We start from the raw sequence: 25,331 nt of genomic DNA, 5'->3' as shown, positions 1-25,331 counted from the left end.
AGATTGTCTGATAAATTGTTAAAGAGCAGTGCAACGCGGCTTTCGCTCACCGTTGCGAGGTCCCGTATATTACGTTTTCCTCATTCAGAGTCAAGCGCTTATTTTCGCTTTTCTCTGCTGACCCGGCGGCGTGTGTGCCGTTGCTCCGTGTCAGTGGAGGCGCATTATAGGGAGTAATTCCGAACCTGCAAGGATAAAGTGAAAATTATTTACTGACTGCTCACTTTCCAGGCAAACCTTGTTCCAGACCTCAATTTTCGCCTGGTTTTTAAACAAAAACGAGCCGCAAGCGGCTCGTTTTTGCGTTTTGTGACTTACTGCACTGCCACAATGCGATCGTCGTTGGCTTCCAGACGGATAACTTTGCCTGGAATCAACTCTCCGGAGAGGATCTGCTGCGCCAGCGGGTTTTCGATCTGCTGCTGGATAGCGCGTTTTAATGGACGCGCACCGTACACCGGATCGTAACCATTCTCACTCAGCAGTTTCAGCGCATCGTCGGAGATGTGAATTTCATATCCACGCTCTTCCAGACGTTTATACAGACGCTGCAGCTGGATCTGCGCAATCGACGCAATGTGTTTCTCACCCAGAGGATGAAAGACCACCACTTCATCAATACGGTTGATAAACTCCGGACGGAAGTTTTGGCTGACCACACCAAGCACCAGATCCTTCATATGGCTATAGTCCAGTTCACCAAAACGTTCCTGAATCAAATCGGAACCCAGGTTCGAGGTCATAATGACAACCGTATTACGGAAGTCGACCGTTCTCCCCTGCCCGTCGGTCAGACGGCCATCATCCAGGACCTGAAGCAGAATGTTGAACACATCCGGATGCGCTTTTTCCACTTCATCCAGCAGGATGACGGAATAAGGACGGCGGCGCACCGCTTCAGTCAGATACCCCCCTTCCTCATAACCAACGTATCCCGGAGGCGCACCGACCAGACGCGAGACGGAGTGTTTCTCCATAAACTCGGACATGTCGATACGCACCATCGCATCGTCGCTGTCGAACATAAAGTTAGCCAGCGCTTTGCACAGCTCGGTTTTACCAACACCGGTCGGCCCCAGGAACAGGAACGAACCAATCGGACGATTCGGATCGGAAAGCCCTGCACGGCTACGACGAATAGCATTCGATACCGCTTCAACTGCTTCGTTCTGGCCGATCACCCGGTTGTGGAGATCTTGCTCCATGCGCAGCAGTTTTTCACGCTCACCTTCAAGCATGCGCGCTACGGGAATACCGGTCCAGCGAGCAAGAACTTCCGCGATTTCAGCATCCGTCACTTTATTACGTAACAGACGCATCGTTTTACCTTCCGATTGCGTCGCAATCTCAAGCTGTTTTTCTAGTTCAGGAATTTTGCCGTACTGCAGTTCAGACATGCGCGCCAAATCGCCCACACGACGAGCCTGCTCAATGGCAATTTTTGCCTGTTCGAGTTCAGCCTTAATGGTCTGAGTGCCAGAAAGCGAGGCTTTCTCGGCTTTCCACTCTTCTTCTAATTCAGAATACTGACGCTCTTTATCGTCCAGTTCTTCATTGAGCATATCCAGGCGTTTCTTACTGGCTTCATCAGACTCTTTCTTCAGCGCCTGCTGTTCCAGCTTGAGCTGAATGATTCGTCGGTCGAGTCGGTCCAGCTCTTCCGGTTTCGAGTCAATCTGCATACGAATGCTTGATGCCGCTTCATCGATCAGGTCGATAGCTTTATCTGGCAGCTGACGGTCAGCAATATAACGATGCGAAAGCGTCGCTGCCGCAACGATGGCCGGGTCAGTGATCTGCACATGGTGGTGCAGTTCATAGCGCTCTTTCAGTCCACGCAAAATCGCAATGGTATCTTCAACGCTTGGCTCAGCAACAAACACTTTCTGGAAACGACGTTCCAGAGCAGCATCTTTCTCAATGTACTGACGATACTCATCAAGTGTAGTGGCACCGACACAGTGAAGTTCACCACGCGCCAGCGCAGGTTTCAGCATGTTCCCGGCATCCATCGCGCCGTCAGCTTTACCGGCGCCGACCATGGTGTGCAATTCATCAATAAACAGAATGACGTTGCCTTCCTGTTTTGCCAGATCGTTAAGCACGCCTTTCAGACGCTCTTCGAACTCACCGCGGTACTTCGCACCGGCCACCAGCGCGCCCATATCCAGCGCCAGTACGCGGCGTCCTTTCAGACCTTCCGGCACTTCACCGTTCACGATACGCTGCGCCAGGCCTTCAACAATGGCGGTTTTACCGACACCCGGCTCACCAATAAGTACCGGGTTGTTCTTGGTACGACGTTGCAGTACCTGAATAGTACGGCGAATCTCTTCGTCACGGCCGATCACCGGGTCAAGTTTGCCCTGTTCAGCTCGTTCGGTCAGATCGACCGTAAATTTCTTCAAAGCCTGACGTTGGTCTTCGGCTCCCTGATCGTTCACGCTTTCACCTCCGCGCATTTTCTCAATCGCCTGAGTCACATTGGCGGTGGTTGCACCGGCAGATTTCAGCAGGTCGGTCAAGGTACCGCGTGATTCAAGTGCCGCCAGAACAAACAGTTCCGACGAAATAAAGTTGTCCCCACGTTTTTGCGCCAGCTTGTCGCAAAGGTTCAGCACACGCACAAGATCCTGCGACGGCTGGACGTCGCCGCCGGTCCCTTCGACCTGCGGTAAACGGCTCAGCGCCTGATCGATAGCGGTGCGTAACTGGCCAGCATTAATGCCAGCAGACGTTAATAAAGGACGTACCGATCCCCCTTCCTGATTCAGCAAGGCGCTCATTAAATGAAGAGGTTCGATAAATTGGTTGTCGTGCCCCAGTGCAAGGGACTGGGCATCGGCGAGAGCAAGCTGGAATTTATTAGTAAGACGATCCAGACGCATAACTCCTCCCATAACAGGTCAAATTTGCTACTGGAGATTAAATGAGGTCATCCCTCAATTATTCAAGGTTAATGACCTGAATTATGTGAAAAGAAAACGGCACGTACCGGATCGTCTTGATTCTTTAGGTTATATCAGCCAAATAAAACTTGCCATACGACCCGTCGTCTTGTCGCGGCGATAAGAGAAAAAATCACCCTTTTCGGTGAAGGTACAGCGATCGCCGCCTGAGATCTGCGTCACGCCCATGTTATTCAAACGCTGGCGAGCGAGTTGGTAAATATCGGCCAGATATTTATCCCCCGAAGGCAGGAAAGCTTCCACTGCTTGCGGATCCTTTTCCATAAAGGCTTCGCGGACCTCAGCCCCAACTTCAAATGCGCGAGGACCAATAGCCGGGCCAAGCCAGGCCATGATATTGGCTGGCTCAGCGTTAAAGCAGGCAACTGTCTCTTCCAGCACGCCTTCACACAGGCCACGCCAACCCGCATGTGCGGCTGCAACCTCGGTACCTGCACGGTTACAAAACAGAACGGGCAGGCAATCGGCGGTCATCACGGCACAAACGGTTCCCGGAGTATTGCTGTAAGAGGCATCGGCGCGTTTAGAAGCATAGGGTTCCCCCGTTAACTTCAGCACCGCTTTACCGTGAACCTGTTCCAGCCAGACCGGCTTCGACGGCAAGTTCCCCGCAGCAAACAGACGCCTGCGGTTCTCTTCAACGTGTTCCAGGTTGTCGCCACAGTGCGCGCCGAGATTCAAAGACTCCCACGCCCCCTGGCTAACGCCGCCAATACGGGCTGAACTGCAGGCAGCCACGCCTTCAGGCAATGGCCACTCCGGGACAATCAGTTTGGTCATAACCAGTCCACTTGATCCTTATGTTCTTCAAAATCAGCACGCATAGCGTCAATAAGGTCCACCATATCCTGCGGGATAGGCGCGTGCCACTCCATCTGAATACCGGTGATAGGGTGGTAAAGGCGCAGCATAGTCGCGTGCAGTGCCTGACGATCAAATTTACGCAATACGCTGATGAACTCATCCGACGCGCCTTTAGGCGGACGTGGACGACCACCGTAGACCTGATCCCCCACCAGCGGATGGGTAATGTGTGCCATATGCACACGGATCTGGTGAGTACGCCCGGTTTCCAGACGCAGACGCAGGCGCGTATGAATGCGGAAGTGTTCCATAATGCGATAGTGCGTCACCGCCGGTTTACCCATCGGATGCACCGACATATGAGTACGTTTGGTTGGGTGACGGCTGATTGGCTCTTCCACCGTACCGCCAGAGGTCATATGGCCAATGGCTACCGCTTCATACTCACGGGTAATTTCGCGCAGCTGCAGCGATTCCACCAGACGGGTCTGAGCAGGAACGGTCTTCGCGACCACCATCAGACCGGTAGTATCTTTATCCAGACGGTGCACGATGCCCGCGCGCGGGACATCCGCGATCGGCGGATAATAATGGAGAAGTGCGTTAAGTACCGTACCGTCAGGGTTCCCCGCGCCCGGATGAACAACCAGGTCGCGCGGCTTGTTGATAACCAGAATGTCATCATCTTCATAGACGATGTCCAGTGGGATATCCTGCGGCTCGAAGCGGATTTCCTCTTCGATTTCAGCATTGATGGCGACAGCTTCCCCACCTAACACTTTCTCTTTTGGTTTGTCCCAGATCTTGCCGTTTACCAGTACGCGCTGGTCAAGGATCCATTCTTTTATGCGTGAACGCGAATAATCAGGGAACAATTCGGCCAAAGCCTGATCTAAGCGTTGACCGAGCTGATTTTCGGAGACTGTTGCGGTGAGTTCTACTCGTTGTGCCATAAACTGCTTCTTCGTTTAACGTTGGGTTTTACGGCTTTGCCGTTTAATATAGTGTGCTATTGTAGCTGGTCTTAATCGGGAGCAGGAACAGAGTTTCTCCCGGACAAACATTTGAGGAAAGTCAAAACGTCATGACGCGCATGAAATATCTGGTGGCAGCGGCCACGTTGAGCCTGGCTTTGGTGGGCTGCTCCGGTTCAAATGAACAGGTCCCTGACAATCCGCCGAATGAAATCTATGCGACTGCACAACAAAAGTTGCAGGACGGTAACTGGAAACAGGCGATAACGCAACTGGAAGCGTTGGATAATCGCTATCCATTTGGTCCGTATTCACAGCAGGTACAGTTAGATCTCATCTACGCATACTATAAAAATGCCGATCTGCCGCTGGCTCAGGCAACTATCGATCGTTTCATGCGTCTGAACCCGACTCATCCTAACATCGACTATGTAATGTACATGCGCGGTCTCACCAACATGGCGCTGGATGACAGTGCTCTGCAGGGTTTCTTCGGCGTGGATCGTTCCGACCGTGACCCGCAGCATGCGCGTGACGCCTTCAATGACTTCTCCAAACTGGTTCGCGGCTATCCAAACAGTCAGTACGTGACCGACGCGACCAAACGTCTGGTGTTCCTGAAAGATCGTCTGGCGAAATATGAATACTCCGTGGCGGAATACTATACCCGCCGTGGCGCATGGGTTGCCGTGGTTAACCGCGTAGAAGGTATGCTGCGTGATTATCCGGATACTCAGGCAACGCGCGACGGCCTGAAGCTGATGGAAAATGCTTACCGTCAAATGCAGATGACCGCTCAGGCTGAAAAAGTGGCGAAAATCATCGCCGCGAACAGTAGCAATACCTGATATTGCCTCAATGCAAAACGGCAGCCGAAGGCTGCCGTTTTTTTATTCATTTCAGAGCGCGGCTGAAGCGCGTTAGCCCCAACACATCCAGTCAACTATGGCTCCAATTTTTGCCTTCCACAAGGTAAATCTCACCTCTTCCTGCCCTGCCTCACAAAAAAGATTCCCTGACAAAAACCGACAAAATAACGTGATCTAAATCACACATTTTGACATTAGGTCGGGTATGCTGGAATCACCAAGACGGAAAGACAAGAGGTAAAATTTATGACAATGAACATTACCAGTAAACAAATGGAAATTACTCCGGCAATTCGCCAGCACGTCGCAGACCGTCTCGCCAAACTGGATAAATGGCAAACTCATTTGATTAATCCACATATCATCCTGTCCAAGGAGCCGCAGGGTTTCATCGCTGACGCAACTATCAATACTCCAAACGGCCATCTGGTCGCCAGCGCAAAACATGAGGATATGTACACTGCAATTAACGATTTGATCAACAAGCTGGAACGGCAGCTCAATAAAGTGCAACACAAAGGTGAAGCCCGTCGCGCCACAACATCGGTGAAAGACACCAGCTTCGCGGAAGAAGTTGAAGAAGAGTAATCCTTTAAATTGAGTGTACCGCCAACGCGCCTTCGGGCGCGTTTTTTGTTTTTTATTGACAGGGTGAAAACAGTGCGGGTACTTTAACGGTATCAATCACAGGATGACTTTATGAAACTTACGCCGTTCTTCTTCGCATTCTTTTTTACCTTCCCTTGAACGGGAGGCGTTTCGTCGTGTGATAAAGAATGCGAAGACGAACAACAAGGCCTCCCACACCGGGGGGCCTTTTTTATTGATAACGATAATATGAGACAGGCAACACTATGACACCGGAAAACCCTTTACTGGATCTGCGAGTAAAAATCAGCGCGCTGGATGAGAAATTACTGGCACTGCTGGCCGAACGCCGCGCCCTTGCCGTTGAAGTGGGCAAAGCCAAGCTGGACTCCCATCGCCCGGTCCGTGATATTGACCGCGAGCGCGATCTGCTGGAACGACTCATTCAACTCGGCAAAGCGCATCACCTCGATGCCCACTACATCACCCGGTTGTTCCAGCTCATCATTGAAGACTCCGTTCTGACCCAGCAAGCGCTACTCCAGCAGCATCTCAATAAAACCAATCCTCACTCTGCGCGTATCGCTTTCCTCGGTCCAAAGGGCTCTTATTCTCACCTGGCCGCACGTCAGTATGCCGCACGCCATTTCGAAGAATTTATTGAGAGCGGCTGCGCAAAATTCGCCGATATTTTCAATCAGGTCGAGACCGGCCAGGCGGATTACGCCGTGGTGCCGATTGAAAATACCAGCTCCGGCGCCATCAACGACGTCTACGATTTGCTGCAGCACACCAGCCTGTCCCTGGTAGGGGAGCTGACGATCCCTATCGATCACTGCGTGCTGGTCTCCGGCACAACGGACCTGAGCAAGATCGAAACGGTCTACAGCCATCCACAGCCGTTCCAGCAGTGCAGCCAGTTCCTGAACCGCTATCCGAACTGGAAAATTGAGTACACCGAAAGCACCTCAGCGGCGATGGAAAAAGTGGTTCAGGCTAACTCCCCAACCGTCGCTGCGCTCGGCAGCGAAGCGGGCGGTGCGCTGTATGGTTTACAGGTTCTGGAACGCAATCTGGCAAACCAGACGCAAAATATCACCCGCTTCGTGGTGCTGGCCCGTAAAGCAATTAACGTCTCTGACCAGGTACCGGCCAAAACCACGCTGCTGATGGCAACCGGCCAGCAGGCCGGCGCGCTGGTTGAAGCCCTGCTGGTGCTGCGTAACCACAACCTGATCATGACCAGGCTGGAATCACGTCCGATCCACGGTAACCCGTGGGAAGAGATGTTTTACCTCGATATCCAGGCCAACCTGGAGTCAGCTTCCATGCAGAAAGCCCTGCGCGAGCTGGGTGAAATCACCCGCTCCATGAAAGTGCTGGGCTGCTATCCGAGCGAAAACGTCGTGCCGGTCGATCCGAGCTAACGTTCGATAAAGCGGCCTTTCTTCATCCCTGCCACGTTAACGGGCAGGGTGAAGATGGCGCCGGAGAGCGGATACTTCGCCACCTCCTCCGCATCCATATTTTCCCGCGTGGTGGTAATAAACAGCGTTTTCATATCATCGCCGCCAAAGCAGACCATCGTCGGACAACGTACCGGCATTTGATATGCTTCCAGCTGCTCCCCTTGCGGAGAAAAACGCGCAATACGCCAGCCGTCAAACAGCGCGCTCCAGTAGCAGCCCTCCACATCCATTGCCGCGCCGTCCGGTATCCCCTCACCCTCTTTAAACTGACGAAACACTTCGCGCCTTCCCGGTTCGCCCTGCTCATCAAGCGGCGTACGGTAAATCACGCCATTTGGCGTGTCTGAAGTAAACATCCACTGATTATCCGGACTAAACGCTAAACCGTTGTGCCCGTGAATATCACACTGGATCACTTTCGGCGTCAGGTCGTTGTCGATCCGCATCAGCAGGGCACCGTTGTAATCTCCCGGCCCCCAAAACGTGCCCGCGTAGAATCGCCCCTGAGGATCGGTTCCGCCATCATTAAAACGTGCGAGCTGCGGGTTTGAGGGGTTATCGCACACCTTGCGCTGCAGGAGGCCATGCTTATCGGCAAGCCAGATGCCATTGCGCATGGCGACGATAAACCCGCCGCGCTCGCGCAGCGCGAAACAGCCCACCTCCTCATGGAAAGAGAGCACGGCGTGTTCCGCCGTCGGCAGATGGTATCGGTGGATCTCCCCTTCCAGAATATCGGCCCAGTAGAGCGCGTGCTCTTCTGCGCTCCACGTCGGGCATTCAGGCAGATGCCCGGTGTAATTCAACAGCAGCTGCGGTTCGGCCATGACAGTTCCCCAAAATGAAAAAAGCCAGCGATGCTGGCTTTTAGTATATACATCATCGCATTACTGGCGACTGTCATTTGCCTGGCGCAACAGCGTGCGGCTCTCACTCTGGAAACGCTGCGCGTAATCGCCAAACCAGTGTTCGACCTTGCGGAAGCTGTCGATAAACGCCTGCTTGTCTCCGTGCTCCAGCAGCGTGATGGCTTCACCAAACCGCTGATAGTAGCGCTTGATGAGCGCCAGGTTGTTTTCGGACGACATAATAATATCCGCGTAAAGCTGCGGATCCTGTGCAAACAGACGCCCAACCATCGCCAGCTCCAGACGATAAATAGGTGAAGAGAGCGCCAGCAGCTGTTCAAGCTGCACGTTCTCTTCCGCCAGATGCAGACCGTAGGCAAACGTGGCGAAGTGGCGCAGCGCCTGAATGAACGCCATATTCTGATCGTGCTCGACCGCGCTGATGCGGTGCAGCCGCGCGCCCCAGACCTGAATCTGTTCCAGGAACCACTGATAGGCTTCCGGCTGACGGCCGTCACAGTAAACCACCACCTGCTTAGCCAGGCTGCCGCTGTCCGGGCCAAACATCGGGTGCAGGCCCAGCACCGGGCCGGTATGCGCAGCTAGCATTGCCTGCAGCGGACCATTTTTGACGGAGGCCAGGTCTACCAGGATGCAATCCTTTGGTAAAGGAGGAAGCTTTCCGATGATCTGCTCCGTCACGTGGATTGGTACGCTGACGATAACCATCCCGGCATCTTTCATGAGTTCCGGTGCCTGCGCCCAGTCCTCTTTTTCCAGAATGCGTACCTGATAGCCGGAAAGCGTCAGCATTTTTTCAAACAGACGCCCCATCTGTCCTGCCCCGCCGACAATCACCACCGGACGCAGGGACGGACAAAGCGTTTTGAAGCCCTTGTCGTTTTCGCTGGAATAGGATTCCCGCATCACGCGACGCAGAACATCTTCTATCAAATCCGGTGAAACACCCAGCGCCTGCGCCTCTTTACGACGAGAGGCCAGCATTGAGGCTTCGCGCTCCGGAACGTAAATCGGCAGGCCGTATTTGCTTTTCACCTCACCGACTTCAGCAACCAGTGCCATGCGGCGCGCCAGCAGGTCCAGCAGCGCCTTATCCACTTCATCAATTTGATCGCGTAACGCGGTCAATTCAGCAACCATAACTAACCTCTTAAGCCAGACGCGTCGCCAGCTGGCCGTTTAAATCTTTATGGATCTCACGCAGCAGGGCATCGGTGGTCTCCCAACTGATGCAGGCATCCGTCACGGATACGCCATGCTTCATCGCACTGCGCGGTTGTTCAGATGATTGATTGCCTTCGTGAATATTGCTCTCAATCATCAGACCGATAATCGAACGGTTGCCATCTTTGATCTGTGCGACCACGGATTCCGCAACCGCAGGCTGGCGACGGTAATCTTTATTCGAATTACCATGACTGCAATCTACCATCAGTGCCGGGCGCAGTCCCGCCTGCTCCATCTCTTTTTCACATTGAGCCACGTCCGCCGGGCTGTAGTTCGGGGCTTTACCGCCGCGCAGGATCACATGACCGTCCGGGTTGCCCTGCGTTTGCAGAAGACATACCTGGCCCGCCTGGTTAATACCAACGAAACGGTGCGGCATGGCGGCAGCGCGCATGGCGTTGATCGCCGTCGCCAGGCTGCCATCAGTACCGTTTTTAAAGCCAACCGGCATCGACAGGCCAGACGCCATCTCGCGGTGAGTTTGCGATTCCGTAGTACGCGCGCCAATCGCGGACCAGCTGAACAGATCGCCCAGGTACTGCGGACTGTTCGGATCCAGCGCTTCGGTTGCCAGCGGCAGCCCCATGCTAACCAGTTCCACCAGCAGGCGACGCGCAATCTTCAGGCCAGCTTCCACATCAAACGAGCCATCCATGTGCGGATCGTTAATCAACCCTTTCCAGCCAACGGTAGTCCGTGGCTTCTCAAAATAGACGCGCATCACCAGATAGAGGCTATCGCTGACCTCCTCCGCTAATGCTTTAAATCGATGAGCGTACTCAATGGCGGTTTCAGGATCGTGAATGGAGCAAGGACCACATACCACCAGCAGGCGCGGATCGCGGCCAGCGATGATGTCAGAAATGGTCTGGCGAGAGTGCTCAATCTGAGCCTCCTGCGCGACGCTCAGCGGAAATTCCGCTTTCAGTTGATCCGGAGTGATTAAAACCTGTTCGTCAGTGATATGTACGTTGTTCAGCGCGTCTTTTTGCATGATGGCGATCCTGTAAAGCTCGTTTGCGATAGTTGTTTTCCTCAAAGAGGTGAAACAACGATACCATAAAAAGTAAACATTTCAATCCAAAATACGTACACATTAGTTTACAGAAGCCAATTTATCGCAAAAATCAGCCAATAAAAATGTAAACTTTAAATTACACACAGATTTTCTTTAGCCAGGCTATGCTGAAGAAAAAAGGAGAATGGCTATGCGTTCAATTGCTCTTGTGCTGTTGTCGCTGTTTTTATCGGGTTGCCAGATCAATCCTTACACCTTCCAGCCCGACTGGACCAGCCCATCCTGGTTTGATGCAGGTAAAGAAGACGCCATGAATGGCCTGCCGGTTAAAGATAACCAAACTCTGGCCGATAGTTTTAACGACACACACGTCGATCGTAGTGAATATCTTCGCGGCTATGCCGATGGCCAGAAGAAAGTCTGCGAAGAAGGGTTTATTCACGCCTGGGGATCAGCAGGCAAATCTTTCCCTGCCAGTTGCGATACTGCCGAAAACGCAGCAAAACTGCGCGCGTCATGGCAAAAAGGGATGGATGAAAGTATGCGTTCCAGCAGACTGAATTAATTCCGTTTTTATCCACCGGAATATAAGCAACTGTAGGATTTAGCTTAGGTCGGCCTCATGCTATTTCTGACATAATGACGGCTCTGATAAACAATGGTATTCTGCCCGCAACTCTTAAGGACATCTATTTCCGGAGCGATGTGGCGGATTCTGGTGAGAAATTCATTCTTGATCTCTTTTTTCCGACTCACTCTGGTGCTAATGCTGTTCCTTATGGTGGGCCCAGCGACGGCAGGCACGCTCACGGAAACGGATAAATCGGTACGCTCGATTGTCTCAGGCATTGTGAGCTATACGCGATGGCCATCACTTTCCGGGCAGCCTAAACTCTGCGTCTATGCCACTTCTCACTATACACATGCCCTCAGCGGCGATGAGGGGCATAGCGAGTTACCTTATACTCCCGTTATTGTACGTAACGATCGGGAAGCCCTGGCCGCGACGTGCGATGCGATATATTTCGGGTCTGAATCACCGGCAAAACAACTTGAATTAATTAGTCAATATCAGGGCAGAGCATTGCTATTAATCTCAGAGCAAAATCCGGAATGTGTAATTGGCAGTGCCTTTTGCCTGATAATCGATCGCGGCCAGGTACGGTTTTCCGTCAATCTGGATGCATTGACGCGCAGTGGCGTAAGAGTCAATCCGGATGTATTAATGCTGGCACGGAATAAGCAGCATGGATAAAGATTTCACTTCAACGTCACGTCCAACGTTTAAAAGAACATTGAGGCGAAACAGCATGATAAGCGTCATCATCACGATGACGTTAATATGGCTGTTGCTCTGTTTTGCTTCCGTCGTGACGCTAAAACAATACGCGCAAAAGAATCTTGAATTAACCGGTGCAACAATGAGCCATAGCCTTGAAGCCTCGCTGGTTTTCAACGATTCGCTGGCGGCCAATGAAACGCTTGCAGCCCTGGGTAAACAGGGCCAGTTTGCCGTGGCTGAGGTTACCAACGCCCATAAAAAGCGGTTTGCTTACTGGTCCTGGAACCCGGAGGATAATAACGACACGCTGGGCGCACTGGTCAGTCGCTGGCTTTTCCCCGTACCGGTTGCGCAGCCCATCATGCATAACGGCGCGATGATCGGCGAAATTCACCTTACCGCGCGCGACAGTCTCATCAGTCATTTTATCTGGATGTCGTTTGCCGTTCTGACCGGCTGCATTCTTTTTGCTACCGTCGTCGCGCTCACCATTACCCAGTCCTTGCATCACGGCATGGTAACGGCTCTGCAAAACATTACCGACGTCGTGCATGATGTTCGCACTAACCGCAACTTCTCCCGACGGGTGAAAGACGGCCGTATCGAAGAATTTCACCAGTTTGGTGAAGACTTCAACAGTCTTCTGGACGAGATGGAAGAGTGGCAGCTGAAACTCCAGGCGAAAAACGCCCAGCTGTTGCGTACCGCCATGCACGACCCGCTCACCGGCCTTGCCAACCGTGCTGCGTTTCGTAACAGCATTGCGGCCTTAATGAACGACCCCTCTGCCAAAACAAACTCGGCCCTGCTTTTCCTCGACGGTGACAACTTTAAGTTTATCAACGACACCTGGGGACACGCGGCAGGAGACTGCGTGCTGATTGAAGTCGCCAGCAGGATGACGGAGTTTGGCGACAAACGTCATCAGTCATACCGCCTTGGCGGTGACGAGTTTGCCATGGTGCTCTACGGCGTGCACTCCGAGCTTGAGGTTCAACACATTTGTGCTGCGCTATCGCAGCAGTTTATCCGTCCGTTTGATCTTCATAACGGACAAAAAGCATCAATGTCACTCAGCATTGGCTTTGCTCTGGCATGGGAAAATGCTTCCGTGGAAGCATTACTGGAGAGGGCTGACCGCAATATGTACCAGGTTAAAAACCAGCGTACCAAAACAATAAGTTAGAAAGGATACACTATGTTAAAACGATACTTCGCGCCGTTAGTACTGGCCTCACTGGTTCTGGCAGGCTGTCAGTCGCCGCCTGAAGGCAAATTCACTCCAGAGCAAATTGCGGCGATGAAGTCTTACGGTTTTAACGAACTGAACGGTGACTGGTCACTTGGTATGTCAGACACCATCCTCTTTGATAAAAATGACGCCAGACTGCGCCCGCAAAGTGACACACAGATCCAGTCCATGGCCTCTCGCCTGGCGAAAACCGGCCTGAACCACGCGCGAATGGACGGTCACACGGATAATTACGGTGAAGAAAGCTACAACGAAGCGCTGTCGTTAAAACGCGCGAATGCCGTGGCCGACGCCTGGGCGAAGGGAGCGAATATCCCGCGCAGCAATCTCACCACGCAGGGATTAGGTCAAAAATACCCGGTTGCGAGCAACAGTACCCCACAAGGGCGCGCTGAAAACCGCCGCGTCGCAGTGGTTATCAGCACGCCATAGGGTTATTTAGCGGAGGATTCGGCGAGCGCCATCCTGGTTGCCGCTCGCCAGCGCAGCCAGTCCACCAGAACAAACAGCGCCAGACTCACGCCCATAACAGGCAAGGCCAGCCCCAGCAACAGGCTAATCATCGCCGTCACGCCCCTTCCCCATCCCGAAAGCGCCAGCCAGCTCTGGCAAAGCGTCTGCACCGGATTCACTGCCGACTGCGCCGGACGACGCATCCACCACATCCGGTACCCCCAGATGATAAGCACGCACAGGGCAAGTCCGAAGGCCACGAGCAGAAGCTGATTCACCAGCCCAAATAAGATCCCCATATGGAAATCCACGCCCCAGCGGGTCAGTTTTGCCATTAACGGGAAATCCTCGAATCGGGTTCTGTCCAGAACCTGCATCGTAGAGGGATCAACCGCAACGGCATCCACCTGGGTCGGCCAGCTGCGATCGATTTCCGTCACGGTCCAGGCGCGATCCGCCGTTTTCGCCGGGCGGATCTCCAGCTTGTTGGCATCAATTCCCGCTTTGCGTGCCGCGCTTAACACCCCATCAAACCGCGTCAAATCCATCACCATTTCAGGCATCACCATTCCACCGTGATGGCCACGGTGTTCGGCATGTTCATCCACGATCTCGTGTTGACCGGAAAGCGTCGTGTTCACCTGCGGGGTTAGCCAGTCCATCTCTGCCCGCAGCTTATCAACGTTCCCCCCAGCCCACTGGGACCAGGTCAGGCCGGTTGCTGAGAACAGCAGCATTCCACCCAGCAGAGACCAGCCCAACGTCACATGCACGCGACGTCGGTTCTGGAAGCGATTGTTGATCCGCCGTTTGGGTCGGGTATAAAACCACAGGGCAATGCCCCCCAGCGCGGCGACCCACATCCAGGAGGCGGCCAGTTCGCTATACAGTCGACCAGCGTCGCCCAGCATCAGAGACGTATGCAGGTAATCAATGATCTGACGCAGCGGTAAAATCCCGCTGGTGCCGTATACCGTCATATCCCCCAGCACCGCCAGGCTTACCGGATCCACAAAGATAGCCCGGTTTTCCGATGGCCCAAGCGCCGGGTCAGCAAACATCACGCGGGTGGTTTCACCATCAACCAGCCCTGGACGGACGGCGTGCAAACGCAAATCGGTACCAATGGTTTTTTCCGCCACGGCGATTTGCTCCGCCAGAGGCTGCGGCACGCCCACGGAATCCGTGTGGAGCGCATGCCGGTAGAGCGCATTTTCCAGCTGCGGGGTCGCCACATACAGCGTACCGGTCAGCGCGGCAAAGAATATAAACGGGCCGACAAACAGCCCAATGTAGAAATGAAGGCGACGCAGCAGGTTTCCCCATGCCGCGCGCGGAGTGCAGGTAGTCATACTTTTCCTTTTTAAGGCAAAAAGTTATCGATTTTTTTAAAGGGAAAAAGCAGACTGCCGCGGCGGCGCGCGAGTATCAGGGTAAAGCCAGGGGAAAAAGTGCCAGTGGCTGACCACCTGACGCGGCGGTTTGACACGAAGTCTTTGCAGTACCACGCTGAGCAGGACGATCAGCGCCAGCATCACGCCTGGAACATGGGCTAACAGCACACAGTAGCCGCACGCTTCCGCATGGTCGACAGGCATCGTGTGAGGCATATCACCCTGATGCTCATCCATCGACATCATGCTCATGTCATGATGCATGCCCGGCATGGCGCTCATGGGATCTTTCTGCAGCGAGACGGAGATAAGCGGCGCCACCACGATCAGCAGGATCGCAAACAGCGCGGTCAAGGCCGCTGTGCGTTTCCGGTTATACTGATGCAGTACGTTATCCACTTCCCCTCCACTCAAGAGGCAAGCATTGTAAATGATTTATGACAAAAGGGTTAACGTGAGAGGTGCGCAGAGATAAAAAAAGGGCCAGCCTTTCGGCCAGCCCTTTCTAACAGGATGTCGCTTAAGCGAATCTTAGTTCAGACGCTCTTTAATACGAGCAGACTTACCAGTACGCTCACGCAGGTAGTACAGTTTAGCTTTACGTACAGCACCACGACGTTTAACAGCAATGCTGTCAACTACCGGAGAGTGAGTCTGGAAGACACGCTCAACGCCTTCGCCGTTGGAAATTTTACGAACAGTGAATGCAGAGTGCAGACCGCGGTTACGAATAGCGATAACCACGCCCTCGAATGCCTGCAGACGTTTTTTGGAACCTTCAACAACCCATACTTTCACTTCCACGGTGTCACCTGGACGGAAGGAAGGTACGTCCTGCTTCATCTGCTCTTGTTCAATTTGTTTAATGATGTTGCTCATAATTTAATCTCTTATCCTGGGTAAACTGATATTCGGGAGCGTATTACGCATTCCCATCATGTTCATGCTGCTGGTGCGCGTGTTCAGTTTTGAACTCGGCCAGCAACTTTGCTTGCTCTTCAGTCAGAGCCAGGTTTTCCAGAAGTTCAGGTCTTCTAAGCCAGGTTCGGCCCAGCGACTGCTTCAAACGCCAGCGACGTATCTCGGCATGGTTTCCAGACAGTAACACTGCCGGTACTTCCATCCCTTCTAACACTTCAGGACGAGTATAGTGTGGACAGTCCAGCAACCCATCGGCAAAAGAATCTTCTGTTGCCGAAGCTTCATGGCCCAGAACACCCGGAATGAACCGGGCGACGGAGTCAATCAGCGTCATCGCTGGTAACTCACCACCGCTGAGAACGTAATCGCCGATAGACCATTCTTCGTCAATCTCGGTTTGAATTACGCGCTCATCTATCCCTTCGTAGCGACCACAGACCAGAATCAGCTTTTGATTCGTCGCCAGTTCGCTGACGCCCGCTTGATCAAGCTTGCGTCCCTGAGGTGACAGATAAATCACCTTTGCGCCTTCACCTGCCGCGGCTTTTGCTGTGTGAATGGCGTCCCGTAAGGGTTGCACCATCATTAACATCCCCGGTCCGCCGCCGTAAGGACGTTCGTCCACGGTACGGTGCCGGTCATGCGTGAAGTCACGAGGACTCCAGCTCTGGATGCTCAGCAGGCCATTCTTTACTGCCCGGCCAGTTACCCCGTAATCGGTAATCGCGCGGAACATTTCAGGAAACAGGCTAATTATGCCAATCCACATAGCGCCGTCTTTTACCGTTTATCCGGAGAATTTAAAAACCAGGATCCCAATCTACTTCAATGGTTTGAGTAGCGAGATCGACTTTCTTGATAACCTGTCCATCGAGGAACGGAACCAACCGCTCCTTGATGCCAAATGCATCTTTCAGGTTTGCCTTAATGACGAGAACGTCATTTGACCCGGTTTCCATCATATCGATGACTTTCCCCAGGCTGTAGCCGTCGGTAGTGACCACCTGGCAACCCATAAGGTCTTTCCAGTAGTAGTCACCCGCTTCCAGCTGTGGCAACTGCGACGAATCCACGACAATTTCACAATTCGTCAGCGCATTCGCGGCATCGCGATCGTCAACGCCTTTCAGCTTGATGACGATATCCTGATTGTGGTGACGCCAGCTTTCCAGCTCGACCTCTTCCCACTTACCGGCCTTCTGGATAAACCAGGGCTGATAATTAAAAATGCTTTCAGCGTCTTCAGTGGAGGAAAACACTCTGAGCCAACCACGGATCCCGTAGCAAGAACCCATTTTTCCCAATACGATCGGTTCAACAGGTGCTTTATTGCTCATCATGACCACCGTGACAGATTAAGCTGCTTTGTTTGCTGCTTTGATCAGCGTAGCAACGCGATCGGAAACAGTAGCGCCCTGGCCAACCCAGTGAGCGATACGATCCAGATCCAGACGAGTTTCTTCTTCTGCGCCAGAGGCCAGTGGGTTGAAGAAACCAACGCGCTCGATGAAGCGACCGTTGCGTGCATTACGGCTGTCAGTAACAACAACCTGGTAGAACGGACGCTTTTTAGCGCCGTGACGAGCTAAACGAATAGTAACCATAACATCCTCTTGTGTGAATAAAACAACCGGGCCCCATCGAGGAACGGAGCCCGGGTGTCATATTAAAAGCCCGAAAATTTTACTGATTTCTGGGGAAAATGCAATCAGCATCTTGGATACTGAGCATTAAACACGGTTTATCGGCCAGGGAACCCTGGCGGCATCATGCCTTTCATGCCGCGCATCATCTTCGCCATGCCACCTTTCTTCATTTTCTTCATCATGCGCTGCATGTCGTCGAATTGTTTCAGAAGGCGGTTAACGTCCTGCACCTGCATGCCGCAACCGGCTGCGATACGGCGTTTACGGGAACCTTTGATGATTTCTGGCTTCGCACGTTCCTTCAGCGTCATCGAGTTGATGATCGCTTCCATACGCACCAGCACTTTGTCATCCATTTGCGATTTAACGTTGTCAGGGATCTGGCCCATGCCCGGCAATTTGCCCATCAGGCTCGCCATGCCGCCCATGTTTTTCATCTGACGCAGCTGCTCAAGGAAGTCGGTCAGATCGAAACCGTCGCCTTTTTTCAGCTTGCTGGCCAGCTTCTCGGCCTGCGCGCGGTCAACCTTGCTCTCGATATCTTCGATCAGCGACAGCACATCGCCCATGCCGAGGATACGGGAGGCAATACGATCCGGGTGGAACGGCTCCAGCGCTTCAGTTTTTTCACCCACGCCGAGGAATTTGATCGGCTTACCGGTGATGTGACGAATGGAGAGCGCCGCACCGCCGCGGGCGTCACCGTCCACTTTAGTCAGCACCACGCCGGTTAACGGCAGCGCTTCGTTAAACGCTTTCGCGGTATTCGCCGCATCCTGACCGGTCATGGCATCGACAACAAACAGGGTCTCTACCGGGTTGATAGAGGCATGCACCTGCTTGATCTCGTCCATCATCGCTTCGTCAACGTGCAAACGACCGGCGGTATCCACCAGCAGCACGTCGTAGAACTTCAGCTTCGCCTCTTTCAGCGCCGCGTTAACGATGTCGACAGGTTTCTGGGCCACGTCTGACGGGAAGAAATCCACGCCGACCTGCTCTGCCAGCGTTTCCAGCTGTTTGATCGCCGCCGGGCGATAAACGTCCGCAGACACCACCAGCACTTTTTTCTTGTGCTTCTCGCGCAGGAATTTACCCAGCTTACCGACGCTGGTGGTTTTACCCGCACCCTGCAGGCCCGCCATCAGCACCACGGCCGGCGGCTGAGCCACCAGGTTAAGCACCTGGTTCTCTTCGCCCATCGCCGAAACCAGTTCGTTACGAACGATTTTGACGAACTCCTGACCCGGGGTCAGGCTCTTGTTAACTTCATGACCAACCGCCTTCTCTTTTACGCGGTTGATAAAATCACGAACAACCGGCAACGCCACGTCTGCTTCCAGCAGCGCCATGCGCACTTCGCGCAGCGTTTCCTTGATGTTCTCTTCAGTAAGGCGTCCGCGGCCGCTGATGTTGCGCAGCGTGCGCGACAAACGATCGGTTAAATTATCAAACATTGTCTCTCGCCTGAGTAGAAACGTTGGGCCGCCATGGGCGACACATACACAGAATTTTGCCGGAGTATAACATGAAGGCGCCTTTGTTGTTATGCAACGGTTGGAGCAGGCGTCACGTAACGTTATACTGCTTCTCTTTCTTATTAAGACAACTGTCGATGCCTATATGCCTGTTTTCGCACTGATCGCCCTTGTTGCCTACTCTGTCAGCCTCGCGCTGATCGTTCCCGGACTGCTGCAAAAAAACAGCGGCTGGCGGCGCATGGCTATTCTTTCTGCGGTGATCGCACTGATTAGCCACGCGTTTGCGCTGGAATCACGCATCATCCCCGGCGACGGCAGCGTGCAAAACCTGAGCGTCCTCAACGTCGGCTCGCTGGTCAGCCTGATGATCTGCACGGTGATGACCATCGTGGCCTCTAAAAATCGCGGCTGGCTGCTGCTGCCGATTGTGTACGCCTTCGCGCTGATCAATCTGGCCTTAGCCACCTTTATGCCCAATGAGTTTATTACGCATCTGGAGGCCACCCCGGGGATGCTGGTGCATATCGGCCTGTCGCTCTTTGCCTACGCGACGCTGATCATCGCCGCCCTTTACGCCATGCAGCTCGCCTGGATTGACTACCAGCTGAAAAACAAAAAGCTGGCGTTTAACCATGAGATGCCGCCGCTGATGGTCATTGAGCGTAAGATGTTCCACATCACCCAGGTGGGCGTGGTGCTGCTGACGCTCACGCTCTGCACGGGTCTGTTTTATATGAAGAACCTGTTCAGCGTGGAGAATATCGATAAAGCGGTGCTCTCTATCATCGCGTGGTTTGTCTATATTGTCCTGTTATGGGGCCATTATCATGAAGGCTGGCGCGGTCGCCGCGTGGTCTGGTTCAACGTCGCGGGGGCGGGCATTCTCACCCTTGCCTATTTTGGCAGCCGCTTCATACAGCAATTTGCTGGCTAAGAAACAAAGGAGTTCCCCCTGGAACACATCTCTACCACCACGCTGATCGTTACGCTGATCGTCATGGTGGTCATCTCCGCCTATTTCTCAGGCTCGGAAACCGGCATGATGACCTTAAACCGCTACCGGTTACGTCATCGTGCTAAACAGGGTAACCGTGCCGCACGTCGCGTTGAAAAACTGCTCCGCAAGCCGGATCGCCTGATAAGCCTGGTGCTCATCGGCAATAACCTCGTCAACATTCTGGCCTCTGCCCTCGGAACCATCGTCGGGATGCGCCTGTACGGCAACGCCGGGGTGGCGATTGCCACCGGCGTGCTGACGTTCGTGGTGCTGGTGTTTGCCGAAGTGCTGCCGAAAACCATCGCTGCGCTTTACCCTGAGAAAGTCGCCTACCCGAGCAGCTTTCTGCTGGCACCGCTGCAGATCCTGATGATGCCGCTGGTCTGGCTGCTGAATATGGTGACGCGCTTACTGATGCGGATGGTGGGAATCAAAGCCGATGTCACCATCAGCAGCGCGCTCAGCAAAGACGAGCTTCGCACCATCGTGAACGAATCCCGCTCGCAGATCTCCCGACGTAATCAGGACATGCTCCTGTCGGTGTTGGATCTGGAAAAGGTGAGCGTGAACGACATCATGGTGCCACGTAACGAAATCGTGGGTATCGACATCAATGACGACTGGAAAGCCATCGTTCGCCAGCTGACGCACTCCCCGCACGGGCGCATTGTGCTATACCGCGACTCGCTGGATGACGCCATCAGCATGCTGCGCGTGCGTGAAGCGTACCGTCTGATGACCGAGAAAAAAGAGTTCACCAAAGAGGTGATGCTGCGCGCCGCCGACGAGATTTACTACGTGCCAGAAGGAACCCCGCTCAGCACGCAGCTGGTGAAATTCCAGCGCAACAAGAAGAAAGTCGGCCTGGTGGTTAACGAGTATGGCGATATTCAGGGCCTGGTGACGGTCGAAGATATTCTGGAAGAGATTGTCGGGGACTTTACCACCTCAATGTCTCCTTCCCTCGCGGAAGAGGTCACCCCGCAAAACGACGGTTCGGTGCTGATTGACGGAAGCGCGAACATTCGTGAACTCAACAAAGCGTTTAACTGGCATTTGCCGGAAGATGAAGCTCGCACGATTAACGGGATGATTCTGGAAGCGCTGGAAGAGATCCCGGCGGCGGGCACGCGAGTGCGTATTGAGCAGTACGATATTGATATCCTGGACGTGCAGGACAATATGATTAAGCAGGTCAAAGTCCTGCCCGTGAAACCACTGCGCGAAAGTATCGCTGAGTAAGGCTGTAGGCCGGGTGAGGCGAACGCCGCCACCCGGCACTACGAAAGGCAAATTACGCTTTCGCTTTCGCCACGGTCACCATTGCAGCACGAATGGTACGGCCGTTCAGGGTGTAACCTTTCTGCATTACGCCCAGCACTTTGCCGGCTTCCACTTCTTCTGACTCCACCATTGCAATCGCCTGGTGAACGTTTGGATCCAGCGGAACGTTGGTATCAGCAATCACTTCCACGCCAAACTTACGCACCACGTCGAGCATGGATTTCAGCGTCAGTTCGATACCTTCGATCATTGCCGCGTTGTCCGGATTCGCTTTGTCAGCCACTTCCAGCGCGCGATCGAGGCTATCAATCACCGGCAGCAGTTCGTTGACGAATTTCTCCAGCGCAAATTTATGCGCCTTCTCAACGTCCTGCTCGGTGCGACGACGCAGGTTTTCCATTTCCGCCTTAATACGCAGAACACCGTCACGTTCGCGATTCTGTGCTTCTACCAGTTGAGCTTCCAGATTCGCAATTTTTTCATCGCGCGGGTCCACCTGCTCAGCAGATGCGTCTGGCTCTACAGCCTCAACTTCATCGTGCTGTTCCGTGATAATTTCTTCAGGGGCTTGCCCCTCAGGCGTTTTCTGTTCTTTACTACTCATGAATTTCTCCGCGTTTTTCTGCATTCATCTCGCTAACTTCGCTTATTATGGGGATCAGTTTCCGGGATTCAAGGGAACAAGACAGATTGTCATCATTCATCAGGCACAAGGACCTCCAGAAAATGAATAATCATTTCAGGTGTATTGGGATCGTCGGGCATCCGCGTCACCCTACCGCATTGACGACACATGAAATGTTGTATCGCTGGTTGTGTAGCAAAGGCTATGAAGTGATGGTCGAGCAGCAGATTGCTCAGGAGCTGCAGCTGAAGAGCGTCAAAACCGGCACGCTGGCGGAAATAGGCCAACAGGCCGATCTCGCCGTGGTGGTGGGCGGCGACGGCAACATGCTCGGCGCGGCCCGAACGCTGGCGCGATATGACATCAAGGTCATCGGCATCAACCGTGGCAACCTCGGTTTTTTAACCGACCTCGACCCGGACAATGCGCAACAGCAGCTGGCCGACGTGCTGGAAGGTCATTATATCAGTGAAAAACGCTTTCTACTGGAAGCGCAGGTGTGCCAGCAGGACTGCCAGAAACGCATCAGCACCGCGATTAACGAGGTAGTGCTGCACCCCGGTAAAGTAGCGCACATGATCGAGTTCGAAGTCTATATCGACGAAATTTTTGCCTTCTCCCAGCGTTCCGACGGGCTGATTATCTCCACCCCGACCGGCTCAACTGCCTATTCGCTTTCTGCCGGCGGCCCGATCCTGACCCCCTCTCTGGACGCCATTACCCTGGTGCCGATGTTCCCGCACACGCTCTCCGCTCGCCCGCTGGTTATTAACGGCGACAGCACGATACGTCTGCGCTTCTCGCACCGCCGTAACGACCTGGAGATCAGCTGCGACAGCCAGATAGCGCTGCCGATTCAGGAAGGGGAAGATGTCCTGATTCGCCGGTGTGATTACCACCTGAATCTTATTCACCCGAAAGATTACAGCTATTTCAACACATTAAGCTCGAAGCTTGGCTGGTCAAAAAAATTGTTCTGATTTTGCATCCAGGACTTTACTGTATATAAAACCAGTTTATACTGTATGAAAACACAGTTATGGTTTTTCATACAGGAAAACAATTATGCTGGCACAACTGACCATCAGCAACTTTGCCATTGTTCGTGAGCTTGAGATCGATTTCCACAGCGGCATGACGGCGATCACCGGGGAAACCGGTGCAGGTAAATCCATTGCCATTGATGCCCTCGGCTTGTGCCTTGGCGGCCGTGCAGAGGGCGATATGGTGCGCATGGGCGCAAACCGTGCCGACCTGTGCGCCCGCTTCTCCCTGAAAGACACCCCTGCTGCCCAGCGCTGGCTGGAACAGAACCAGCTCGAAGATGGTCGTGAGTGTTTACTTCGTCGCGTGATCAGCAGCGACGGTCGTTCACGTGGCTTCATCAACGGCACGGCGGTCCCGCTCTCCCAGCTGCGCGAACTCGGCCAGCTGCTTATCCAGATCCACGGTCAGCATGCGCATCAGCAACTCGTCAAACCTGAACAGCAAAAAGCGCTGCTTGATGGCTATGCGGGTGAGTATGCGCTTACTCAGCTTATGGCAGAGCACTATCGCCAGTGGCATCAGAGCTGCCGCGAGCTCGCCCAGCACCAGCAGCAGAGCCAGGAGCGCGCCGCACGCGCGGAGCTGCTGGAGTACCAGCTTAAAGAGCTGAACGAATTTAACCCGCAGGCGGGTGAGTTTGAGCAAATTGACGAAGAGTACAAGCGCCTGGCGAACAGCGGACACCTGCTCTCAACCAGCCAGCATGCGCTCAACCTGCTGGCGGATGGCGAAGACGTGAACCTGCAGAGCCAGCTGTATAGCGTTCGTCAGCTGATTTCCGAGCTGACCGGCATGGACAGCAAACTCTCTGGCGTCCTGGATATGCTGGAAGAAGCGGCTATTCAGATCTCCGAAGCCGGCGACGAACTGCGCCACTACTGTGAACGTCTCGATCTCGACCCGAACCGCCTGTTTGAGCTGGAACAACGCATTTCCCGTCAGATTTCGCTGGCGCGCAAGCACCACGTCACACCGGAAGAGCTGCCGGGCTACTATCAGTCTCTGCTGGAAGAACAGCAGCTGCTTGACGACCAGGCTGACTCGCTGGAAACCCTCTCTCTGGCGGTGAACCTGCACCATGAACAGGCGCTGGCGACAGCGCAAAAGCTGCATCAAATCCGTCAGCATTACGCTCTGGAGTTAAGCCAACACATCACTGACAGCATGCATACGCTGGCGATGCCGCACGGCGTATTCACCATTGATGTTCGCTTTGAAGAGAACCACCTGACGGCAGAAGGTGCGGATCGCATAGAGTTCCGCGTTACCACCAACCCGGGTCAGCCGCTGCAGGCGATCTCCAAAGTGGCATCCGGCGGTGAGCTGTCGCGTATTGCGCTGGCGATTCAGGTGATCACCGCGCGTAAAATGGAAACTCCGGCGCTGATTTTCGATGAAGTGGATGTTGGGATCAGCGGCCCGACGGCGGCGGTAGTGGGTAAACTGCTGCGCCAGCTAGGCGAATCAACGCAGGTGATGTGTGTGACTCACCTGCCTCAGGTCGCGGGCTGTGGCCATCATCACTTTATCGTCAGCAAAGAAACCGACGGTGAAATGACCGAAACGCACATGAAGCCGCTGGATAAACGCGCGCGTCTGCAGGAGCTGGCACGCCTGCTCGGCGGCAGCGAAGTCACGCGTAACACGCTTGCGAACGCGAAAGAACTGCTGGCGGCATAAACTTTTTCGGGATCTCAGGGTCATACAGAACAACAAAAACGCCGCCAGACCGGTTTCAAAGTGGGGCAAGGTCTATTATCATCGGCATATTACATATGAGCCGCGTTCTGCTCGGGCCCGAAAAGGAATCAAATCATTATGCGTTGTAAAATGCTGACCGCTGCCGCAGCGGTTCTTCTGATGTTGACCGCAGGCTGTTCCACTCTGGAGAAAGTGGTTTACCGTCCTGACATCAACCAGGGGAACTACCTTACCCCTAACGATGTGTCCAAAATCCGTGTGGGGATGACACAACAGCAGGTCGCTTATACACTGGGAACCCCGATGATGTCCGATCCGTTCGGCACTAACACCTGGTTCTATGTATTCCGTCAGAAGCCGGGCCATGAAGATGCGACCCAGCAAACCCTGACGCTGACCTTCAGCAGCGCCGGCGTGTTGACCAACATCGACAACAAACCTGCCCTGACCAAATAATCAGG

The 25,331-nt window shown here is 53.7% G+C and carries 27 protein-coding genes and 1 other annotated feature; of the genes, 13 read left to right on the top strand and 14 right to left on the bottom strand.

The annotated features are described in order from the left end of the window. Positions 1-314: 314 nt before the first annotated feature. The 3 genes from clpB to rluD all read right to left on the bottom strand — a co-directional run bounded on the left by clpB (position 315) and on the right by rluD (position 4,726). Complete coding sequence (gene clpB, locus PYW49_RS12720; protein ID WP_059312524.1) at positions 315-2,888, bottom strand: ATP-dependent chaperone ClpB; 2,574 nt, start codon at positions 2,886-2,888, stop codon at positions 315-317. A 129-nt stretch (positions 2,889-3,017) separates the two neighbouring features. Further along, positions 3,018-3,749 (bottom strand): purine nucleoside phosphorylase YfiH, encoded by a 732-nt coding sequence (gene yfiH / locus PYW49_RS12715; RefSeq protein WP_320386591.1) that lies wholly within the window; start codon positions 3,747-3,749, stop codon positions 3,018-3,020. After that, positions 3,746-4,726: a 23S rRNA pseudouridine(1911/1915/1917) synthase RluD gene (gene rluD, locus PYW49_RS12710; RefSeq protein WP_023308866.1), complete on the bottom strand. Its 981-nt coding sequence runs from the start codon at positions 4,724-4,726 to the stop codon at positions 3,746-3,748. Before rluD ends, yfiH begins: the two co-directional genes overlap by 4 nt. A 131-nt stretch (positions 4,727-4,857) precedes the next feature. Between rluD and bamD the strand changes: the two genes are divergently transcribed. From bamD to pheA, 4 genes are all read left to right on the top strand, one after another. After that, complete coding sequence (gene bamD / locus PYW49_RS12705) at positions 4,858-5,595, top strand: outer membrane protein assembly factor BamD (RefSeq protein ID WP_023308867.1); 738 nt, start codon at positions 4,858-4,860, stop codon at positions 5,593-5,595. A 267-nt stretch (positions 5,596-5,862) separates the two neighbouring features. Continuing rightward, complete coding sequence (raiA, locus tag PYW49_RS12700; protein ID WP_320386590.1) at positions 5,863-6,204, top strand: ribosome-associated translation inhibitor RaiA; 342 nt, start codon at positions 5,863-5,865, stop codon at positions 6,202-6,204. A gap of 110 nt (positions 6,205-6,314) precedes the next feature. After that, positions 6,315-6,440, top strand: a sequence feature (Phe leader region). Then, complete coding sequence (pheL, locus tag PYW49_RS12695) at positions 6,316-6,363, top strand: pheA operon leader peptide PheL (RefSeq protein ID WP_100249759.1); 48 nt, start codon at positions 6,316-6,318, stop codon at positions 6,361-6,363. Its footprint overlaps the feature before it by 48 nt. 30 nt (positions 6,441-6,470) lie before the next feature. Continuing rightward, positions 6,471-7,631 carry a bifunctional chorismate mutase/prephenate dehydratase gene (pheA, locus tag PYW49_RS12690; RefSeq protein WP_134347269.1) on the top strand — a complete coding sequence of 387 codons (1,161 nt, stop codon included), beginning with the start codon at positions 6,471-6,473 and terminating at the stop codon, positions 7,629-7,631. On the opposite strand, the gene PYW49_RS12685 is transcribed toward pheA, so the two are convergent. The 3 genes from PYW49_RS12685 to aroF are packed head-to-tail and all read right to left on the bottom strand — an operon-like array spanning position 7,628 to position 10,763. Beyond that, the gene (locus PYW49_RS12685) at positions 7,628-8,500 is read right to left on the bottom strand and encodes an SMP-30/gluconolactonase/LRE family protein (protein ID WP_320386589.1); all 873 of its coding nucleotides are present in this window, start codon (positions 8,498-8,500) and stop codon (positions 7,628-7,630) included. The two genes, pheA and PYW49_RS12685, sit on opposite strands and share 4 nt — an antisense overlap. 60 nt (positions 8,501-8,560) lie before the next feature. Further along, the gene (gene tyrA, locus PYW49_RS12680) at positions 8,561-9,682 is read right to left on the bottom strand and encodes a bifunctional chorismate mutase/prephenate dehydrogenase (protein WP_025759253.1); all 1,122 of its coding nucleotides are present in this window, start codon (positions 9,680-9,682) and stop codon (positions 8,561-8,563) included. A gap of 10 nt (positions 9,683-9,692) precedes the next feature. Continuing rightward, positions 9,693-10,763, bottom strand: a complete 1,071-nt coding sequence (gene aroF / locus PYW49_RS12675; RefSeq protein ID WP_028016727.1) for a 3-deoxy-7-phosphoheptulonate synthase AroF — start codon at positions 10,761-10,763, stop codon at positions 9,693-9,695. A 214-nt stretch (positions 10,764-10,977) separates the two neighbouring features. Here aroF and PYW49_RS12670 point away from each other — a divergent pair, with 214 nt between their 5' ends. The 4 genes from PYW49_RS12670 (at position 10,978) to PYW49_RS12655 (ending at position 13,753) form a co-directional block, all read left to right on the top strand. Further along, positions 10,978-11,352 carry a DUF2799 domain-containing protein gene (locus PYW49_RS12670; RefSeq protein ID WP_320386588.1) on the top strand — a complete coding sequence of 125 codons (375 nt, stop codon included), beginning with the start codon at positions 10,978-10,980 and terminating at the stop codon, positions 11,350-11,352. A gap of 138 nt (positions 11,353-11,490) precedes the next feature. After that, the gene (locus PYW49_RS12665) at positions 11,491-12,042 is read left to right on the top strand and encodes a YfiR family protein (protein WP_286164084.1); all 552 of its coding nucleotides are present in this window, start codon (positions 11,491-11,493) and stop codon (positions 12,040-12,042) included. Further along, the gene (gene dgcN, locus PYW49_RS12660; protein ID WP_320386587.1) at positions 12,035-13,255 is read left to right on the top strand and encodes a diguanylate cyclase DgcN; all 1,221 of its coding nucleotides are present in this window, start codon (positions 12,035-12,037) and stop codon (positions 13,253-13,255) included. Before PYW49_RS12665 ends, dgcN begins: the two co-directional genes overlap by 8 nt. Before the next feature lie 12 nt (positions 13,256-13,267). Next, positions 13,268-13,753, top strand: a complete 486-nt coding sequence (locus PYW49_RS12655) for an OmpA family protein (RefSeq protein WP_134347264.1) — start codon at positions 13,268-13,270, stop codon at positions 13,751-13,753. 2 nt (positions 13,754-13,755) lie between these two features. Here the strand turns inward: PYW49_RS12655 and PYW49_RS12650 are convergent, their stop codons facing one another. The 7 genes from PYW49_RS12650 to ffh all read right to left on the bottom strand — a co-directional run bounded on the left by PYW49_RS12650 (position 13,756) and on the right by ffh (position 19,192). Beyond that, positions 13,756-15,126, bottom strand: a complete 1,371-nt coding sequence (locus PYW49_RS12650; RefSeq protein WP_320386586.1) for a PepSY-associated TM helix domain-containing protein — start codon at positions 15,124-15,126, stop codon at positions 13,756-13,758. A 36-nt stretch (positions 15,127-15,162) separates the two neighbouring features. Beyond that, positions 15,163-15,567, bottom strand: coding sequence for a DUF2946 domain-containing protein (locus PYW49_RS12645; RefSeq protein ID WP_320386584.1), 405 nt, complete (start codon positions 15,565-15,567; stop codon positions 15,163-15,165). A gap of 132 nt (positions 15,568-15,699) precedes the next feature. Beyond that, entirely contained in the window at positions 15,700-16,047 is a 348-nt protein-coding gene (gene rplS, locus PYW49_RS12640) for a 50S ribosomal protein L19 (protein ID WP_006178051.1), read from the bottom strand. A 43-nt stretch (positions 16,048-16,090) separates the two neighbouring features. After that, positions 16,091-16,858: a tRNA (guanosine(37)-N1)-methyltransferase TrmD gene (gene trmD / locus PYW49_RS12635; RefSeq protein ID WP_134347261.1), complete on the bottom strand. Its 768-nt coding sequence runs from the start codon at positions 16,856-16,858 to the stop codon at positions 16,091-16,093. Between the two features lie 31 nt (positions 16,859-16,889). Next, positions 16,890-17,429, bottom strand: coding sequence for a ribosome maturation factor RimM (gene rimM, locus PYW49_RS12630; protein WP_134347260.1), 540 nt, complete (start codon positions 17,427-17,429; stop codon positions 16,890-16,892). A 15-nt stretch (positions 17,430-17,444) separates the two neighbouring features. Beyond that, entirely contained in the window at positions 17,445-17,693 is a 249-nt protein-coding gene (rpsP, locus tag PYW49_RS12625; RefSeq protein ID WP_022649067.1) for a 30S ribosomal protein S16, read from the bottom strand. A 137-nt stretch (positions 17,694-17,830) separates the two neighbouring features. Continuing rightward, positions 17,831-19,192 (bottom strand): signal recognition particle protein, encoded by a 1,362-nt coding sequence (gene ffh, locus PYW49_RS12620; RefSeq protein ID WP_320386583.1) that lies wholly within the window; start codon positions 19,190-19,192, stop codon positions 17,831-17,833. A gap of 166 nt (positions 19,193-19,358) precedes the next feature. Between ffh and PYW49_RS12615 the strand changes: the two genes are divergently transcribed. Beyond that, entirely contained in the window at positions 19,359-20,150 is a 792-nt protein-coding gene (locus PYW49_RS12615) for a cytochrome C assembly family protein (protein ID WP_047348200.1), read from the top strand. Positions 20,151-20,168: 18 nt separating this feature from the next. Further along, positions 20,169-21,455 (top strand): HlyC/CorC family transporter, encoded by a 1,287-nt coding sequence (locus tag PYW49_RS12610; RefSeq protein ID WP_047348141.1) that lies wholly within the window; start codon positions 20,169-20,171, stop codon positions 21,453-21,455. A gap of 52 nt (positions 21,456-21,507) precedes the next feature. Here PYW49_RS12610 and grpE read toward each other — a convergent pair whose 3' ends face one another. Continuing rightward, a complete protein-coding gene (gene grpE / locus PYW49_RS12605) occupies positions 21,508-22,101 on the bottom strand; it encodes a nucleotide exchange factor GrpE (RefSeq protein ID WP_023333122.1) in 594 nt (197 codons plus the stop codon). Between the two features lie 122 nt (positions 22,102-22,223). Between grpE and nadK the strand changes: the two genes are divergently transcribed. The 3 genes from nadK (at position 22,224) to bamE (ending at position 25,326) form a co-directional block, all read left to right on the top strand. After that, complete coding sequence (gene nadK / locus PYW49_RS12600; RefSeq protein WP_008502500.1) at positions 22,224-23,102, top strand: NAD(+) kinase; 879 nt, start codon at positions 22,224-22,226, stop codon at positions 23,100-23,102. Between the two features lie 85 nt (positions 23,103-23,187). Then, positions 23,188-24,849, top strand: a complete 1,662-nt coding sequence (gene recN / locus PYW49_RS12595) for a DNA repair protein RecN (protein WP_320386582.1) — start codon at positions 23,188-23,190, stop codon at positions 24,847-24,849. A gap of 138 nt (positions 24,850-24,987) precedes the next feature. Continuing rightward, positions 24,988-25,326, top strand: coding sequence for an outer membrane protein assembly factor BamE (gene bamE / locus PYW49_RS12590; RefSeq protein ID WP_023308883.1), 339 nt, complete (start codon positions 24,988-24,990; stop codon positions 25,324-25,326). Positions 25,327-25,331: the final 5 nt, after the last annotated feature.

This window comes from Enterobacter chinensis (assembly GCF_034008295.1).
Taxonomy (GTDB): Bacteria; Pseudomonadota; Gammaproteobacteria; order Enterobacterales; family Enterobacteriaceae; genus Enterobacter; species Enterobacter chinensis.
The sequence above is the reverse complement of the archived record's forward strand: the minus strand, read 5'-3'. Positions and strand labels throughout refer to the sequence as shown.